General features: G+C 67.2%; 14 protein-coding genes and 1 tRNA gene. 11 read left to right on the top strand and 4 right to left on the bottom strand.

What is annotated here, in order from left to right; all coding sequences use genetic code 11:
- Positions 1–39: 39 nt before the first annotated feature.
- Positions 40–732, top strand: a complete 693-nt coding sequence (locus LTA6_RS16170) for a hypothetical protein (RefSeq protein ID WP_407358258.1) — start codon at positions 40–42, stop codon at positions 730–732.
- 3 nt (positions 733–735) lie between these two features.
- Here the strand turns inward: LTA6_RS16170 and LTA6_RS16165 are convergent, their stop codons facing one another.
- Positions 736–1563, bottom strand: a complete 828-nt coding sequence (locus LTA6_RS16165; protein WP_407358257.1) for an SGNH/GDSL hydrolase family protein — start codon at positions 1561–1563, stop codon at positions 736–738.
- A gap of 126 nt (positions 1564–1689) precedes the next feature.
- On the opposite strand from LTA6_RS16165, the gene LTA6_RS16160 reads away from it, so the two are divergent.
- Both LTA6_RS16160 and LTA6_RS16155 read left to right on the top strand, forming a co-directional pair.
- Positions 1690–3432, top strand: coding sequence for a DEAD/DEAH box helicase (locus LTA6_RS16160; RefSeq protein WP_341974888.1), 1743 nt, complete (start codon positions 1690–1692; stop codon positions 3430–3432).
- Between the two features lie 130 nt (positions 3433–3562).
- Entirely contained in the window at positions 3563–4663 is a 1101-nt protein-coding gene (locus LTA6_RS16155; protein ID WP_341974887.1) for a VIT1/CCC1 family protein, read from the top strand.
- 6 nt (positions 4664–4669) lie between these two features.
- Here LTA6_RS16155 and LTA6_RS16150 read toward each other — a convergent pair whose 3' ends face one another.
- Together LTA6_RS16150 and LTA6_RS16145 are read right to left on the bottom strand one after the other, a co-directional pair.
- Positions 4670–5761 carry a PQQ-dependent sugar dehydrogenase gene (locus LTA6_RS16150; RefSeq protein ID WP_407358256.1) on the bottom strand — a complete coding sequence of 364 codons (1092 nt, stop codon included), beginning with the start codon at positions 5759–5761 and terminating at the stop codon, positions 4670–4672.
- A gap of 61 nt (positions 5762–5822) precedes the next feature.
- A tRNA-Leu gene (locus LTA6_RS16145) sits at positions 5823–5905 on the bottom strand.
- A 111-nt stretch (positions 5906–6016) separates the two neighbouring features.
- Between LTA6_RS16145 and LTA6_RS16140 the strand changes: the two genes are divergently transcribed.
- Both LTA6_RS16140 and LTA6_RS16135 read left to right on the top strand, forming a co-directional pair.
- Positions 6017–7312 carry a M20/M25/M40 family metallo-hydrolase gene (locus tag LTA6_RS16140; RefSeq protein WP_407358255.1) on the top strand — a complete coding sequence of 432 codons (1296 nt, stop codon included), beginning with the start codon at positions 6017–6019 and terminating at the stop codon, positions 7310–7312.
- Positions 7313–7362: 50 nt separating this feature from the next.
- Positions 7363–8187, top strand: coding sequence for an undecaprenyl-diphosphate phosphatase (locus tag LTA6_RS16135; RefSeq protein WP_363546633.1), 825 nt, complete (start codon positions 7363–7365; stop codon positions 8185–8187).
- A 4-nt stretch (positions 8188–8191) separates the two neighbouring features.
- Here LTA6_RS16135 and LTA6_RS16130 read toward each other — a convergent pair whose 3' ends face one another.
- Positions 8192–9040 (bottom strand): PAC2 family protein, encoded by an 849-nt coding sequence (locus LTA6_RS16130; protein ID WP_341974883.1) that lies wholly within the window; start codon positions 9038–9040, stop codon positions 8192–8194.
- A 123-nt stretch (positions 9041–9163) separates the two neighbouring features.
- Between LTA6_RS16130 and LTA6_RS16125 the strand changes: the two genes are divergently transcribed.
- Genes LTA6_RS16125 through tatA form a run of 6 tightly spaced genes read left to right on the top strand, consistent with a single transcriptional unit; the run spans position 9164 to position 14016 of the window.
- Complete coding sequence (locus tag LTA6_RS16125) at positions 9164–9814, top strand: HAD family hydrolase (protein WP_407359293.1); 651 nt, start codon at positions 9164–9166, stop codon at positions 9812–9814.
- Complete coding sequence (locus LTA6_RS16120; protein ID WP_341974881.1) at positions 9811–10830, top strand: tRNA (adenine-N1)-methyltransferase; 1020 nt, start codon at positions 9811–9813, stop codon at positions 10828–10830. The genes LTA6_RS16125 and LTA6_RS16120 overlap by 4 nt, the downstream gene beginning before the upstream one ends.
- A gap of 10 nt (positions 10831–10840) precedes the next feature.
- Entirely contained in the window at positions 10841–11767 is a 927-nt protein-coding gene (locus LTA6_RS16115; protein ID WP_407358254.1) for a hypothetical protein, read from the top strand.
- Positions 11767–12759 carry a helix-turn-helix transcriptional regulator gene (locus LTA6_RS16110; protein WP_407358253.1) on the top strand — a complete coding sequence of 331 codons (993 nt, stop codon included), beginning with the start codon at positions 11767–11769 and terminating at the stop codon, positions 12757–12759. Before LTA6_RS16115 ends, LTA6_RS16110 begins: the two co-directional genes overlap by 1 nt.
- Positions 12756–13739, top strand: coding sequence for a helix-turn-helix transcriptional regulator (locus LTA6_RS16105; protein WP_407358252.1), 984 nt, complete (start codon positions 12756–12758; stop codon positions 13737–13739). Before LTA6_RS16110 ends, LTA6_RS16105 begins: the two co-directional genes overlap by 4 nt.
- A 40-nt stretch (positions 13740–13779) precedes the next feature.
- Positions 13780–14016 carry a Sec-independent protein translocase subunit TatA gene (tatA, locus tag LTA6_RS16100; protein ID WP_363546648.1) on the top strand — a complete coding sequence of 79 codons (237 nt, stop codon included), beginning with the start codon at positions 13780–13782 and terminating at the stop codon, positions 14014–14016.
- Positions 14017–14062: the final 46 nt, after the last annotated feature.

The following is a 14062-nucleotide window of genomic DNA, read 5'->3' as shown; positions in this document are numbered from 1 at the left end:
GTTCTTGCCCCAACGAGGGGACTGCCGCAGACTCGGATGATGGAGTTCGCGGGAGTTCTGCCACCGGATGCACCGGATCCGTTCGCCCAGGCTGAAGCGAGGATACGGGCGCTTCCGTTTCCGGTCTGGGGACTCGGCGCGCAGCCTTCGCTCGAGGACGATCGCTCACCGGGTCTCGGAACTGTCGGGGGTTCCGGCGGACCCGGAGAGCTCGAGGTTGCGGTTGGATACACCGTCTGGCGGAACCCGCAGGACCGTGACGATCCTGTCAATCTCGCCGAACTCGACGAGCAGACCCGCGCGGCTCTCGACGAGGTTCCGCCCTGGCCCCGGCCGGACTGGCTCGTCCGAGGGGCCGAGAAGATGCGCTATCCCCGCATCTGGGAGGCGGTGCGCACGACGTGGCGCCGAGATCCGACCCCTGAGGATCTCGGCAACCAGATCATCCACCATACGAACCACATTCTGATGAACCGATTCCGGGAAGAGCTCGGCATACCCGCCGGCCCACCCGGACCTTTCGAGACGACCGGGTGGCAGGTGACGCCGGCGGCGGTGAACACCGCGGCATCCGTCGTGGTCGATGGGACTCGAATCCCGTCCGTCGAGATCGACACAGACCCGTTCGTCTACGCGATCGGCGTCAGGATGGCCGACGACCTCGTCGTCACCGCGGTCATCCCACGCGAGTTCCTCCCGCTGATCGAGGTCTCACTCGCTCGGCGGGTCTGACGTCTAGTCGGCCTGCGGCCAGACGACCGGCGCGGGATCGGGTCGCTTGGCCCCGATGTTGTCCCCAGATGACTGGTGACGAATGCGCCGGAGCACCCACGGCACCAGGTGCTCGCGTGCCCAGCCGAGGTCTTCGGAGCGGGCCTCGCGCCAGGTGCGCATCGGGATGGCTTCCGGCTGCATGGCGGAGAGGTCGTTCGGGACGTTCAGGGCGCGCAGCGCCATCCGCGCCACTTCGTGGTGGCCGAGTGCGTTGTAGTGCAGGCGGTCGTCGTCGAAGAAACGCAGATCCTGCACGACCTTGAGCGCCCACTGATCGGCGATGATGCAGTCGTGCCGATCGGCGATCGCGCGCACGTTCTCGTTGTAGATCGCGACTTTTCCTCGGAACGGACGGAACACCGGCGTGAACCCCGTATCGATGCCGGTGAACAAGAGCACGGATGCGCCGGTCGAGGCGAGGCGGGCGACCGCATCCTCGAGTTGGGCGGCGATGGCGTCCGGATCGGTGCCGGGCCGGATGACGTCGTTCCCGCCCGCGCAGATCGACACGAGGTCCGGGCGCAGCGAGACGGCGGGCTCGATCTGGTCCGCGACGATCTGAGCGATCAGCTTCCCGCGCACCGCGAGATTCGCGTAGGCGAAGTCATCGACCTGCTGAGCAAGAACCGCGGCGACGCGGTCGGCCCAACCGCGGTGTCCGCCAGGGGCAGCGGGATCGGGGTCGCCGATTCCCTCGGTGAATGAATCCCCGACGGCGACGAAACGTCGCCACGGGTGGACCGTCTCGTTGTCGAGGGGTGAGGTCCGAGTCGAATCCTGGTCGGTCATCCAGCTCTCCTTCGCGAACGAACACCGTCCGGCGGTGGCCACGGCGCAGTGACCGAGCCTACCTCGCACCGAGCGCCGGGGGAGCGCGCGCGAGGAATGTCGGACACAGCGATTATCGTTGACTCGATGCTCTCTCCGTCTTTCCCCCAGCGCGCCCCGTGGGGGACGGCCGACAAGCTCCGCGCCTGGCAGCGGGAGGCGCTCGACGCGTACTTCCAGGCCGATCAGCGGGATTTCCTGGTGGCGGCGACACCGGGCGCAGGTAAGACGACCTTCGCACTCACGCTCGCCGTCGAGCTGTTGCGCATCGGTGAGGTCGACCGGATCATCGTCGTGGCGCCGACCGAGCATCTGAAGACCCAGTGGGCGGATGCCGCCGCTCGCGTCCACATCCGGCTCGACCCGCGGTTCAAGAACAGTCACTGGGCGCCGGCGCGGCACTACCACGGTGCGGTCGTCACGTACGCCCAGGTCGCGGCGAAGTCATCCGTGCACCGTCACCTCACCGAAGACGCCAAGACGCTGGTGATCCTCGACGAGGTGCATCACGGCGGCGACGCGCTGAGCTGGGGCGATGCCATTCGCGACGCCTACGGCCCGGCGCGGCGCCGTCTGCTGCTGTCCGGAACGCCGTTCCGCAGCGATACCGCGCCGATTCCGTTCGTCGACTACCTGCCGGACGAATCCGGCGCGCGCGTCTCCAGCACTGATTACCGCTACGGCTACGGTCGCGCTCTCGCGGACGGCGTCGTGCGGCCTGTGCTGTTCCACATGTACGCGGGCAAGATGCGCTGGCGCACCAGCGCGGGTGACGAGATCGAGACGCATCTCGGGCAGGACAACACGAAGGATGTCACGTCACAGGCGTGGCGGACGGCTCTGGACCCTGAGGGCGATTGGATGCCCGCGGTGCTGTCGGCCGCAGATCGCAGGCTCACCGAGATCCGCCATCACGTGCCGGATGCCGGGGGACTGGTCCTCGCCACCGACCAGACGGTGGCGCGGGCCTACGCGAAGATCCTGCACAGCATCACTCGTCAGCATCCGACGGTCGTCCTCTCCGACGACGCGACGGCCTCGGAGCGCATCGAGAAGTTCAGCGCGAGCACCGACCGCTGGATGGTCGCGGTGCGCATGGTGTCCGAGGGCGTGGATGTGCCCAGGCTCGCCGTCGGCGTGTACGCGACGTCTTCGTCGACGCCGCTGTTCTTCGCACAGGCGATCGGACGCTTCGTGCGTGCGCGACGCCGAGGCGAGGCCGCGAGCGTGTTCCTTCCCAACGTCCCCGTGCTGATGGGCCTCGCCAACGAGATGGAGAAGCAGCGCGATCACGCGCTGGATCGCCAGAGCAAAGACGAGGACGGTCTCGACGACTCGCTCCTGGACAGTGCGAACCGCGAAGAAGACGCCTCAGACGCCCTGACGCAGGAGTTCAGCTACAAGGCGATCTCGTCGCTCGCCCACTTCGACCGTGTCGTCTTCGACGGCGACGAGTTCGGCCAGCTCGCCGAGCCCGGTACGCCCGAGGAGGAGGAGTTCATCGGATTCCCCGGCCTGCTCGAGCCGGAGCACGTGCACGAGCTGCTGATGCAGCGACAGGCGCGCCAATCACGGTTGCGCGAGACACGCGAAGCGAACACCGAACCCACCGCGACCTCCACGTTGCCCGCGCCGCTGCACCGCACCCTTCGAGAGCAGCGACAGTTGTTGAACAGCCTCGTCGGACTCTACGCCCGCCAGGCCGGCGAGCCGCACGGTGCGGTGCATGCCGAGCTTCGGCGCATCTGCGGCGGTCCCGCCGTCGCACAGGCGACCGTGACGCAATTGCAGTCACGGATCGATGTCCTTCGCAAACGCGTGCGGTCGTAGTTCCAGCCTCGCGCAGAGCCGTCCGCCGGCCCGTTCGGATGCCCGAAATGCTGGCAATCCGGGTATCCGGCCGTATCCGGTCCCGCCGCGCGGATAGCGTGGAACGGTTGCCAATCGACCTGGAGGTTCCATGACCGCGCCCGCTGCCGCCGAGCCGACCGCAGCCGATCGCCGCCGCTGGGCCCGTTACCTGGTGGAAGAGCGAGCGGAGGGACTCGTCTATCAGAAGCTCGCCGCGCGACGAACCGGCGAAGAACAGCAGATCCTGCTCCATCTCGCTGATGCCGAACGCCGTCACGAGCAGCACTGGCTCGACCTGCTCGGCGGAGAACCCGCACGTCTTCCCAGCGCCGGCGCGCGTTCTCGGATGCTCGGTTGGATGGCCGGTCGCTTCGGCTCGATCTTCGTTCTGGCCCTCGCGCAGAACGCCGAGGCACGCTCGCCCTACGACGCTGAGCAGTACGCCACACCGGCGATGCGGGCAGATGAGAAGGTCCACTACGAGGTCGTCCGAGGACTCGCCGCGCGGGGCCGACGGCGGCTTTCCGGCTCCTTCCGTGCCGCCGTGTTCGGCGCGAATGACGGACTGGTCAGCAACCTGGCCCTGGTGCTCGGCATCGGTGCGACCGGGGTGAGTTCGGGATTCGTGCTCTTCAGTGGCATCGCCGGTCTGCTCGCCGGAGCGCTCTCGATGGGCGCGGGGGAGTTCGTGTCGGTGCGCTCCCAGCGCGAGCTCCTCGCATCCACGGAGGCGAATGAGGACGCAGCGGATGCCGCGGCCGACCTCGACATCGACGAGAACGAGCTCGCGCTGGTCTACCGGGCGAGGGGGATGGCCCAGGAGGAGGCGCTGGCGCGGGCGCGCCGCGTCGTCGCGGCAGCGCAGGAAGGCGTGCGTCGAACGGTCACCGGACCTGTCCGCGTCCACGGTGCATCCGATGACCATGAGATCGTCGGCCGAGATTGGACGGCGGCGATCTCGAGTTTCCTGCTGTTCGCGTCGGGGGCGATCATTCCGGTTCTGCCGTGGCTGTTCGGCCTGCAAGGAACCACAGCCATCATCGTGGCACTCGTGCTCGTCGGCATAGCGCTGCTGTCGACGGGAGCCATGGTCGGCATCCTCTCCGGCGGCCCCCCTCTGCGTCGCGCACTCCGCCAGTTGGCCATCGGGTTCGGGGCAGCTGCCGTCACCTACGTGCTCGGGTTGGTCTTCGGCGTCGGAGCGCTCTGAGGTCGCTCAGTCGAGCTGAAGCAACCGGTCGTCGTCCTCGCCGGGGTCCCCGCGCCCATCGGTGTTGTTCGTGAGCACCCACAGGGCACCGTCCGGGGTCTCGAGGACGTCGCGCAGCCGCCCATGCGTGCCGACGAGAATCTCCGAGGAGGTCGACGGATCGTCCAGGGGCACGACACGGAGTCGCTCACCGCGCAGATTCGCGATGTAGAGCATCCCTCCGCGAATGGCGATGCCGCTCGGGCTCGCATCAGCCGGCGCCCACTGCTGCACGGGGTCGACATAGTCCGGTGCGCCGGCGATGCCCTCGACCTCGGGCCACCCGTAGTTCTCCCCGGCAGCGATGACGTTCAGCTCATCCCAGGTGTCCTGTCCGAACTCCGAGGCGTACATGGTGCCGTCCTCCGACCATGCGATGCCCTGCGGGTTGCGGTGGCCGAAGCTGTACACGGGGGAGTCGGGGAAGGGGTTGTCGGCGGGGATTGTGCCATCCGGTGTGAGTCGCAGGATCTTTCCACCGAGACTGTCGCGATCCTGCGCGCTGTCCGGATCCCCGGCGTCGCCGGTCGTGGCGTACAGCATCCCGTCGGGGCCGAAGGCGATCCTGCCGCCGTTGTGATTTCCGGCCGATGGCAGTCCATCGATGATCGTCTCCACTGCGCCGATCGACAGGGATCCCGGCTCGCCGGTGAGGCGGAAACGCTGGATGCGATTGCCGTCGCTGCCCGTCGAGTAGACGTAGAGGGAGGTGTCGTCGTGCACGGCGAGTCCGAGCAGGCCGCCCTCGCCTCTGGCGGTGACGCCGCCTACGGTGCCCACCTCGCGCGTCGAGCCGTCGGCGAGCAGTTCGCGCACGATCGCCGTGTCGCGCTCGCTGATGAGTGCGGTATCGCCCGCGAAGACGACCGACCACGGCGCATCGAGACCGGAGGCGATGACGGTCGGTTCTCCCGTGTCTATCGGACCAGGCGATGACCTTGTCGGACCGGGCGACGGGGAGGAACCGGGGTTCCCGGACAGAACCGGCTGCGTGCACGCTGTGAGCAGCACCGCTGACACGACGAAGAGGGAGAGCATCCCGCGTTTCAGTCCTGGCATGGCGACTCCGATCACCCTGGATACGAAGAAGGCCCCCTCTCGGGGGCCTTCTCCATACCTGTGCGCGGAGGGGGACTTGAACCCCCACGCCCTTGCGGGCACTGCGACCTCAACGCAGCGCGTCTACCATTCCGCCACCCGCGCAGGTGTTGGATGATCGTTGCCGACCGAAGAATGACACTAGCACGATCCGCGAGACTGTTCGAACCGGGGCAGCGCCCGGGCGTGGCACGTCGTTTCGATAGCCTGGGATGCATGATCGATCCTTCCGTCCCCGAGGTCGTCCGCATCGCGAGCGAACTCATCCGCTTCGACACCTCGAACTTCGGAGGTGGCAACGCGAAGGGTGAGCGCGAGGCAGCCGAGTACGTCGGCGCGTACCTGGAATCGCTCGGATTGACGCCGGAGTACTACGAGCCGATCCCGCGGCGCACCAACGTCATGGCGCGCGTTCCCGGCCGTGACCGTACGAAGCCGGCGCTGGTCGTGCACGGCCACCTCGACGTCGTGCCCGCGATGGCGAAGGACTGGAGTGTGGACCCGTTCGCCGGCATCGTGCAGGACGGGATGCTGTGGGGCCGCGGAGCGGTCGACATGAAGAACATGAACGCGATGATCCTCACCTCGGTCGCCGACATCCTGCGCGCGGGGGAGCAGCCGGAGCGCGACCTCGTTCTGGCGTTCTTCGCCGATGAGGAGAACGGCGGAGTCGAAGGCTCGGCGCTGGTTGTCCAGAACCGACCGGAATGGTTCGCCGGAGCGACGGAGGCCATCAGCGAGGTCGGCGGATATTCGATCACGGTCGACGACCGGCGCGCGTACCTGCTCCAGGTCGGCGAGAAGGCGCTCATCTGGATCCGCCTCGTCGCCAAGGGGCGAGCAGGCCACGGGAGCAGGCTGCACGAAGACAACGCCGTCACCAAACTCGCCGAGGCGGTCGCCGCGATCGGGCGCACCCGCTGGCCGATCCGGCTCACAGCGACGACCGAGGCGCTGTTGGACGGTCTCAGTGCCTTGAGCGGTCGCCCCGTGGACGATCCGGACGCTCTGGCTGCCGCCGCCGGCCCCGCCGAGGCATTCCTGCGCTCCACGTTCCGCACCACCACGAACCCGACCGTGCTCACCGCGGGATACAAGCACAACGTCATCCCGGAGCGCGCAGAGGCGCTCATCGACGTGCGCGTCATCCCCGGCACCGAGGACGACGTGCTCGCGCAGCTGCAGGAGATCGTGGGAGACGAGATCACCATCGAGACGGTGGTCCGCGACATCGGCATGGAAACGCCCTTCAGCGGCGATCTCGTGGAGGCGATGGTCGCGAGCCTCGGACGGCACGATCCCGGTGTTCCGGTGATTCCGTACCTGCTGGGCGCCGGAACCGACAACAAGGCGCTGTCCTACCTCGGCATCACCGGGTACGGCTTCGCCCCTCTCCGGCTGCCGGCCGATCTGGACTTCACCGGGATGTTCCACGGAGTCGACGAACGCGTGCCCGTAGAATCACTTGTCTTCGGCCAGCAGGTGCTGACCGATCTGCTGCGCCACTACTGAGCGCGCATCCACCGCACCTGCGCCGCTCCACGAACACAGAAGGCTCCTCCATGCACCTGCTTGAAGCGCTCATCCTCGGCATCGTCCAGGGACTCACCGAGTTCCTGCCGATCTCCTCCAGCGCGCATCTGCGCATTCTCGGAACGTTCCTGCCTTCCGGTGAGGACCCGGGGGCCGCCTTCACCGCGATCACGCAGATCGGCACCGAGGCCGCCGTCGTGGTGTTCTTCTGGCGCGACATCGTGCGGATCATCTCGCAGTGGTTCCGGTCCCTGACCGGGAAGGCGCCGCGAAACGACCCGGATGCACGCATGGGATGGCTGATCATCATCGGCAGCATCCCGATCGTCGTGCTCGGCCTGCTCTTCCAGGATCAGATCGAGACCGTCTTCCGCTCGCTGTGGCTCATCGCCATCATGCTCATCGTCTTCGGCATCCTGCTCGGAATCGCGGACTACGTCGGGGCGAAGCGGCGCAAGCTGAACGAGCTCACCGTCCCGCACGGCATCGCGTTCGGTCTCGCGCAGTCGCTGTCGCTGATCCCCGGTGTCTCGCGCTCGGGCGGCACGATCACGATCGGGCTGTTCCTGGGCTACGAGCGCGCGGCTGCCGCGCGCTACGCATTCCTGCTGGCGATCCCTGCCGTCTTCGGCAGCGGTTTCTATCAGCTGTTCAAGAGCTGGGATGAGCCGTCGATCTTCTCGTTGGGCGACACCCTGGCCGCGACCGGAATCGCGTTCGTCGTCGCCCTCGGCGTGATCGCGTTCTTCATGAACTGGATCTCGAAGCGCAGCTTCCTGCCGTTCGTGATCTACCGGATCCTGCTCGGCGTCGTGCTGCTCGTCCTGCTCGGCACCGGAGTGATCGCCGCCTGAGCGCCTAGCGCTTGAAGTCGCCCGGCCCGTCGCCGCGGCGACGCAGGTAGCGCTCGAAGGCCTGGGCGATGGCATCGCCGGAGGCGTCGGGGGAGTCCCAGGTGTCGCGGGTGCGCTCGAGCTGGCGGATGTACTCGGCCATGTCCTCGTCCTCTGCCGCAGCCGCGTCGATCGAGGCTTCCCACGCCGCTGCCTCCGTGCGCAGATGATCCCGCGGGACGTTGACACCGGTCAGCTCTTCGAGCCTGTCCAGCAGCGCCAGGGTGACCTTCGGCGAGGGAGTCGCCGTGGCGACGTAGTGGGGGACGCTCGCCCAGAGGCTGGCCGTGGGAATGCCGGCATGCTCGGCGAAGTGCTCGAAGACGCTCAGGATGCCTACCGGCCCCTCGTAGAGCGAGCGCTCCAGACCGTGCGCTTCGCGCACCTGCTCGTTCTGGCTCGATGCGAAGATCGAGATCGGGCGCGTGTGCGGAACGTCGGACAGCATGGCACCGAGCGTCACCAGACCGGATACGTCGTCGCGCAGTGCGACGTCGATGAACTCGCTGGCGAACGCCTGCCAGGTGCGTGCCGGCTCGACGCCGGTGAGCAGCCAGAACTCGGGACCGGTGCCGGCATCGCGCGGTCGCCACAGTCCGGCCTCGGGCCATCGCAGCTGACGTCTGCCCTCGGCATCCATCCGGGTGGCCGGGCGCGTGTACTGGTAGTCGAAGTACAGTTCGGGGTCGATCGAGTGCACGAGGTCGTAGTCGGTCATCGACCGCAGCGCCTCGATCGCACCGCTCGCCGCCTCGCCCGCATCGTTCCAGCCGTCGAAGGCGGCGATGATGATGCGCGAACCGAGAACATCCATCGTGGGCTCCCTTCGAGGTCGTGGACAGGTACCCCAAGGCTAGTCGGCGTCGGCGGGGGTGTGGGCGCGGCCGCGGCTAACATGGGTTCAGTGATCAGACAGCCCAAGGCAGTCCTCTGGGACATGGACGGAACACTCGTCGACACGGAACCGTACTGGATGGCTGCGGAGACGGTGCTGGTGGAGTCGTTCGGCGGAACGTGGAGCCACGCCGATGCGCTGCAGCTGGTCGGCAACGGCCTCCACGACAGTGCCGTGATTCTGCGGAACGCGGGCGTCGAGATGGACCCCGAGGCCATCATCCAGTACTTGACGGACCAGGTGCAGGAGTCACTGCGGACGAATGGCGTGCCGTTCCGCCCCGGCGCGCGTGAGCTTCTCCGCGACCTCAAGGATGCGGGCATCCGCACCGGCCTCGTGACCATGTCGCTGCGGCGGATGGCGCTGAGCGTCGTCGAGCTCATCGAATTCGACGCGTTCGACATCGTGGTCGCCGGCGATGATGTCGAGCAACCGAAGCCGCACCCTGAGCCGTACCTCCGAGCCGCTGAGCTGCTCGACATCGACATCGCGCACGCCGTCGTCATCGAGGATTCCCCGACCGGGCTGCGTTCTGGAATCGCATCGGGCGCCGTGGCGCTTGGCGTGCCCCACATCGTCTCCCTCGACGATCTCGGCGCCCACGAACTCTGGCCGACGCTGCATGAGCGAAAAGCCGCCGATCTGGTCGACCTCTTCGGCCGAATGACCGCAATGACAGGAGTCACCCGATGACCGAAGCGAGCGCACAGCGCCCCAGTGGGCCGTTCCGCGAGGGCGATCGTGTGCAGCTCACGGGACCCAAGGGCCGCCTGCACACCGTCACCCTCAAGGAGGACGGCGAGCTTCACACGCACCACGGCGTCCTGCGGCACCGGGATCTCATCGGCCTTCCAGACGGTTCTGTCGTGGCGAACAGTTCGGAGCACGAGTACCTCGCGCTTCGCCCACTGCTCAAGGACTTCGCGATGTCGATGCCGCGCGGCGCGGCGATCGTCTACCCCAAGGATGCTGCGCAGATCGTGATGCAGGCCGACATCTTCCCCGGTGCCACAGTGGTCGAGGCCGGGGTGGGCTCGGGGGCGCTGTCGCTCTCGCTGCTGCGCGCGGTCGGTCCCGCTGGAAAGCTCGTGTCGTTCGAACGTCGCGACGATTTCGCAGAGGTCGCCAAGGGCAACGTCGCGACCTTCTTCGGCGGAACTCCGGATACCTGGCGCGTCGTCGTCGGCGACCTGACCGAGGCTCTTCCTCTCGAGCAGCCTTCCGGGAGCGTCGATCGCGTGGTGCTCGACATGCTCGCGCCCTGGGAATGCATGGATGCTGTCGCCGAGGCGCTCACACCGGGTGGCGTGGTGCTCTGCTACGTCGCGACCGCGACGCAGCTCTCGAGGGTTGCCGAGTACATCCGTGGCACCGGACTCTTCACGGATCCGGACGCGTCCGAAACCATGGTCCGCGGCTGGCACGTCGAGGGGCTCGCTGTCCGACCAGACCACCGAATGGTCGCGCACACCGGTTTCCTGCTCACCGCGCGTCGTCTGGCACCGGGGGCGATCGCTCCCTCTGTCAAGCGCCGTGCGTCCAAGAGCAGCTACGGTGACGCCGATGTCGAGCAGTGGACCCCCGGGGCTGTGGGGGACCGCGAGATCACCGATAAGAATCTGCGCAAGCGTGCCAGGGAGGCCGCGAAGGCGGCCGATGGGGCGCGTCTCGCCTCGGCATCGCGCGAAACCGAGCAGGGGACGGAATAGACTGGAGCGCGTGCGTAAAACGTCCGCCGCTCTGGCCACCCTCAGCCTTGCCGTCCTCGCCCTGACCGGGTGCACCGCGGCTCCGACCTTCAACGGTGCTTCCTGCGATCGGACGGCGTCGGCGAGCGGCATCGGCGAGGCTGTCACCGTCGAAGGCGAAGTGGGCGAAGCCCCAGAGGTCGAGGTGTTCTCGCCGGTTCACGTCAAGAAGACGTCTTTCACCGACGTCGCAACGGGTGATGGCCGCGCGCTGGTGAGCGCGCAGCAGGCGCTGAACCTCGAGCTGTCGATCTACAGCGGCGAAACCGGCAAGCAGGTGTTCGCCACGCCTTACGACTCGAACGCCGCAGCGCCGGCGTTGACCATCAACGAGTGGGCGGAACGCTCGCCGGGTCTCGGCGACGTCCTGCAGTGCGCCACCGCCGGTACACGCATCCTCGCCGCGCTCACCGCGGATGACTTCGGACCGGCCAACATCGAAGGACTCGGTCTGGCCGCCGACGACACCGCGATCTTCGTGATCGACGTGCTGGACGCATTCCTGCCGAAGGCCGAGGGTACTCTCCAGTTCAACGATGCGCGCGGCCTGCCGACCGTCGTCCGCGCGTCAGACGGCACCCCCGGCATCATCATTCCGGACAGTGCAGCACCCGAGAAGCAGACGGTGCAGACGCTCATCAAGGGTGAAGGTGAAGTGTTGACGGCCGAGCAGACTCCGCTGGTCAATTTCACCGCCATCGGCTGGGACGACAAGCAGATTCTGCAGACCACGTGGGGCGACAAGCCAAGTGCGCAGCTCCCCGCCCCAGTGGCCGACGCTCTCGTCGGCCAGCCGGTCGGCTCCCAGGTGATGGTCGTGCTGCCGGCGACCGACGGTTCGCCCGCGGTCGCGGTCGTCGTCGATGTTCTGGGTGTCACCTCGGCACCGACGCAGTGATGGCTGCCCGGATTCCCGCGGAGGAGCGCCTGACGAATCTCGTCGTGGCGTTGATGGCCACGGAGATCGGGCTCACCAAGCAGCAGATCCTCGACAACGTCTCCGGTTATCGGCAGCGTGCCGATGCCGGAACGCGCGCGGATGCTCTCGAGAAGATGTTCGAGCGCGACAAGGATGAACTGCGCACACTCGGTGTGCCGATCGAGACCATCGGAGATCCGTCCGACCCGAATGACCTCCGCGAGGCTCGGTATCGCATACCGCAGGCAGAATACGACCTGCCCAGCGACATCGAGTTCAGTTCCGCCGAGCTTGCGGTACTGCGACTGGCAGGCAGCGTCTGGAGCGCGGAATCCGTTTCGGCCGACGCGCAGTCCGGAGTGCGCAAGATCCGTGCGCTCGGAATCGACGGAGACGAGCCGATCATCGGATTCGCGCCGCGGATCACCGCACGCGACGCCGGATTCGCGCCCCTTCAGGACGCGATCGAGAAATGCCGAGTGGTCGTGTTCGACTATCTCAAGCCGGGTGAGGATGCTCCGCGGCGCCGTCGGATCCGCCCTCTGGCGCTCGTGGACTATGCGGCGCGATGGCATGTCTTCGGCATCGATGTCGATGCCGACGCCGATCGGATGTTCCTGCTCAGCCGGATCACTGGCGATGTCACCATCACGAACGAGACTTTCGCTCCCGGACTGCGTGACGGGGCGGGAGAACGCGCGCTGGCCGGTCTCGACCGCGTTGCGGCGGAGAACACGGCTCTCCTGGAGGTCACACCGGGCACAGAGGCCGCGCTGCGGCTGGGGCGTCGAGCGACGGCGGCACCGCAGGGCATCCGCGTGCCGTTCGTGGATCTTCACATCCTCGCCGACGAGATCGCGTCCTACGGTCCTGAGGTCAGAGTCGTGGAGCCTGCCCCGCTGCGCGATGCGGTGATCGCCCGTCTGCGTGCGGTCATCGAGAGCCATACGGATGCGGAGGAGGCACGATGAGCGCTCAGACCAAGCCGCTGCTCGCAGCCGACCGAGTCCGGCTCTATCTCACACTGGTGCCGTACCTCCTCGAGCACGGGCAGGTATCGCTCGCCGAGGCCGCCGAGGAGTTCGGTGTGACGCCCCAGGAGATGCGCGGGATGGTGGAGAAGCTCACCGTTATCGGGCTGCCGGGCGACTCCGGCTACTGGCAGCAGCCCCAGGAGATGTTCGACATCAACTGGGATCTCCTCGACGAGGACGACGTCATCGAGATCACCAATGACGTCGCCCTACGGAGAGTGCCTCGGTTCACCGCGAGGGAGGCGGCAGCGTTGCTCGCCGGGCTTCAGATGGTCGCAGCAGTGCCTGCGGTCTCCGATTCGGGCCTCATCGCCGGACTCATCTCCAAGCTGTCCCGAGGTGCGGCGAACGCGCCGGCCGAGGTGGTCGTCGCCCCGAGCGCCGTCGATCACGTGCGGCAGGTCGTCGCCAGGGGAGTGCAGGAGGGCGTAGCCGTCTCCTTCACGTATCAGGCGCCGGATGCCGCACCGACGACGCGCACGGTCGACCCTGTGCAGATCCTGATCACCAACGCGCAATGGTATCTGCAGGGCTGGTGTCATCTGCGCGAGGCGATGCGCACCTTCCACCTGGACCGCGTCAGTGACCCGCAGCTGACAGATATTCCGATCACGCACGCGGGCGACTCCGTCCCCGAGGCGTTCTCCGCCGTCGATGAAGAGGGCGAGGTTCGGGTAGTGCTCCCTGAGCGACTCGCACCCCTGCTCGGCGGATTCCTCTCCGCGGACAACGTCGAAACACGCGACGGAGTCCTCGAAGCCCGCCTGCGTCTGGCCGACCCGCGCGGCATCAAGCGCATCGCCGCCCGCTTCGGCGGCGCACTCGAGGTGAAAGACCCCGGCATCGCGCGGACGGCCACCCGAGAATGGGCGGCGGCGGGACTCGCACTGTATCGGCATCCGCAGCACGATGATTGACCATTAGACTGATCGAAACCACCTACGACGGGAAGAAGACATGTTCGCTGGAATGCAAGGCTGGCATCTGCTGATCGTCCTCGCTGTGATCCTTCTTTTGTTCGGAGCAGCGAAGCTCCCGGCACTTGCGAAGAGTATGGGGCAGTCCGCTCGCGTGTTCAAGGGCGAGATGAAGGCCATGAAGGAAGAGGACGGCGCGCGCGCCGATTCCACCTCTGCCGAGCAGAGCACGGTCAAGGACCCCGGTTCCGAGCCTGAGACTCCGCCGCGCGCCTGACCGTCCGTGGAAGTCTCAGAATCCACCGCGGACAAAGGTAAGACGC

It is taken from the genome of Microbacterium sp. LTA6, from assembly GCF_045690355.1.
Classification (GTDB): Bacteria; Actinomycetota; Actinomycetes; order Actinomycetales; family Microbacteriaceae; genus Microbacterium.
The sequence above is the reverse complement of the archived record's forward strand: the minus strand, read 5'-3'. Positions and strand labels throughout refer to the sequence as shown.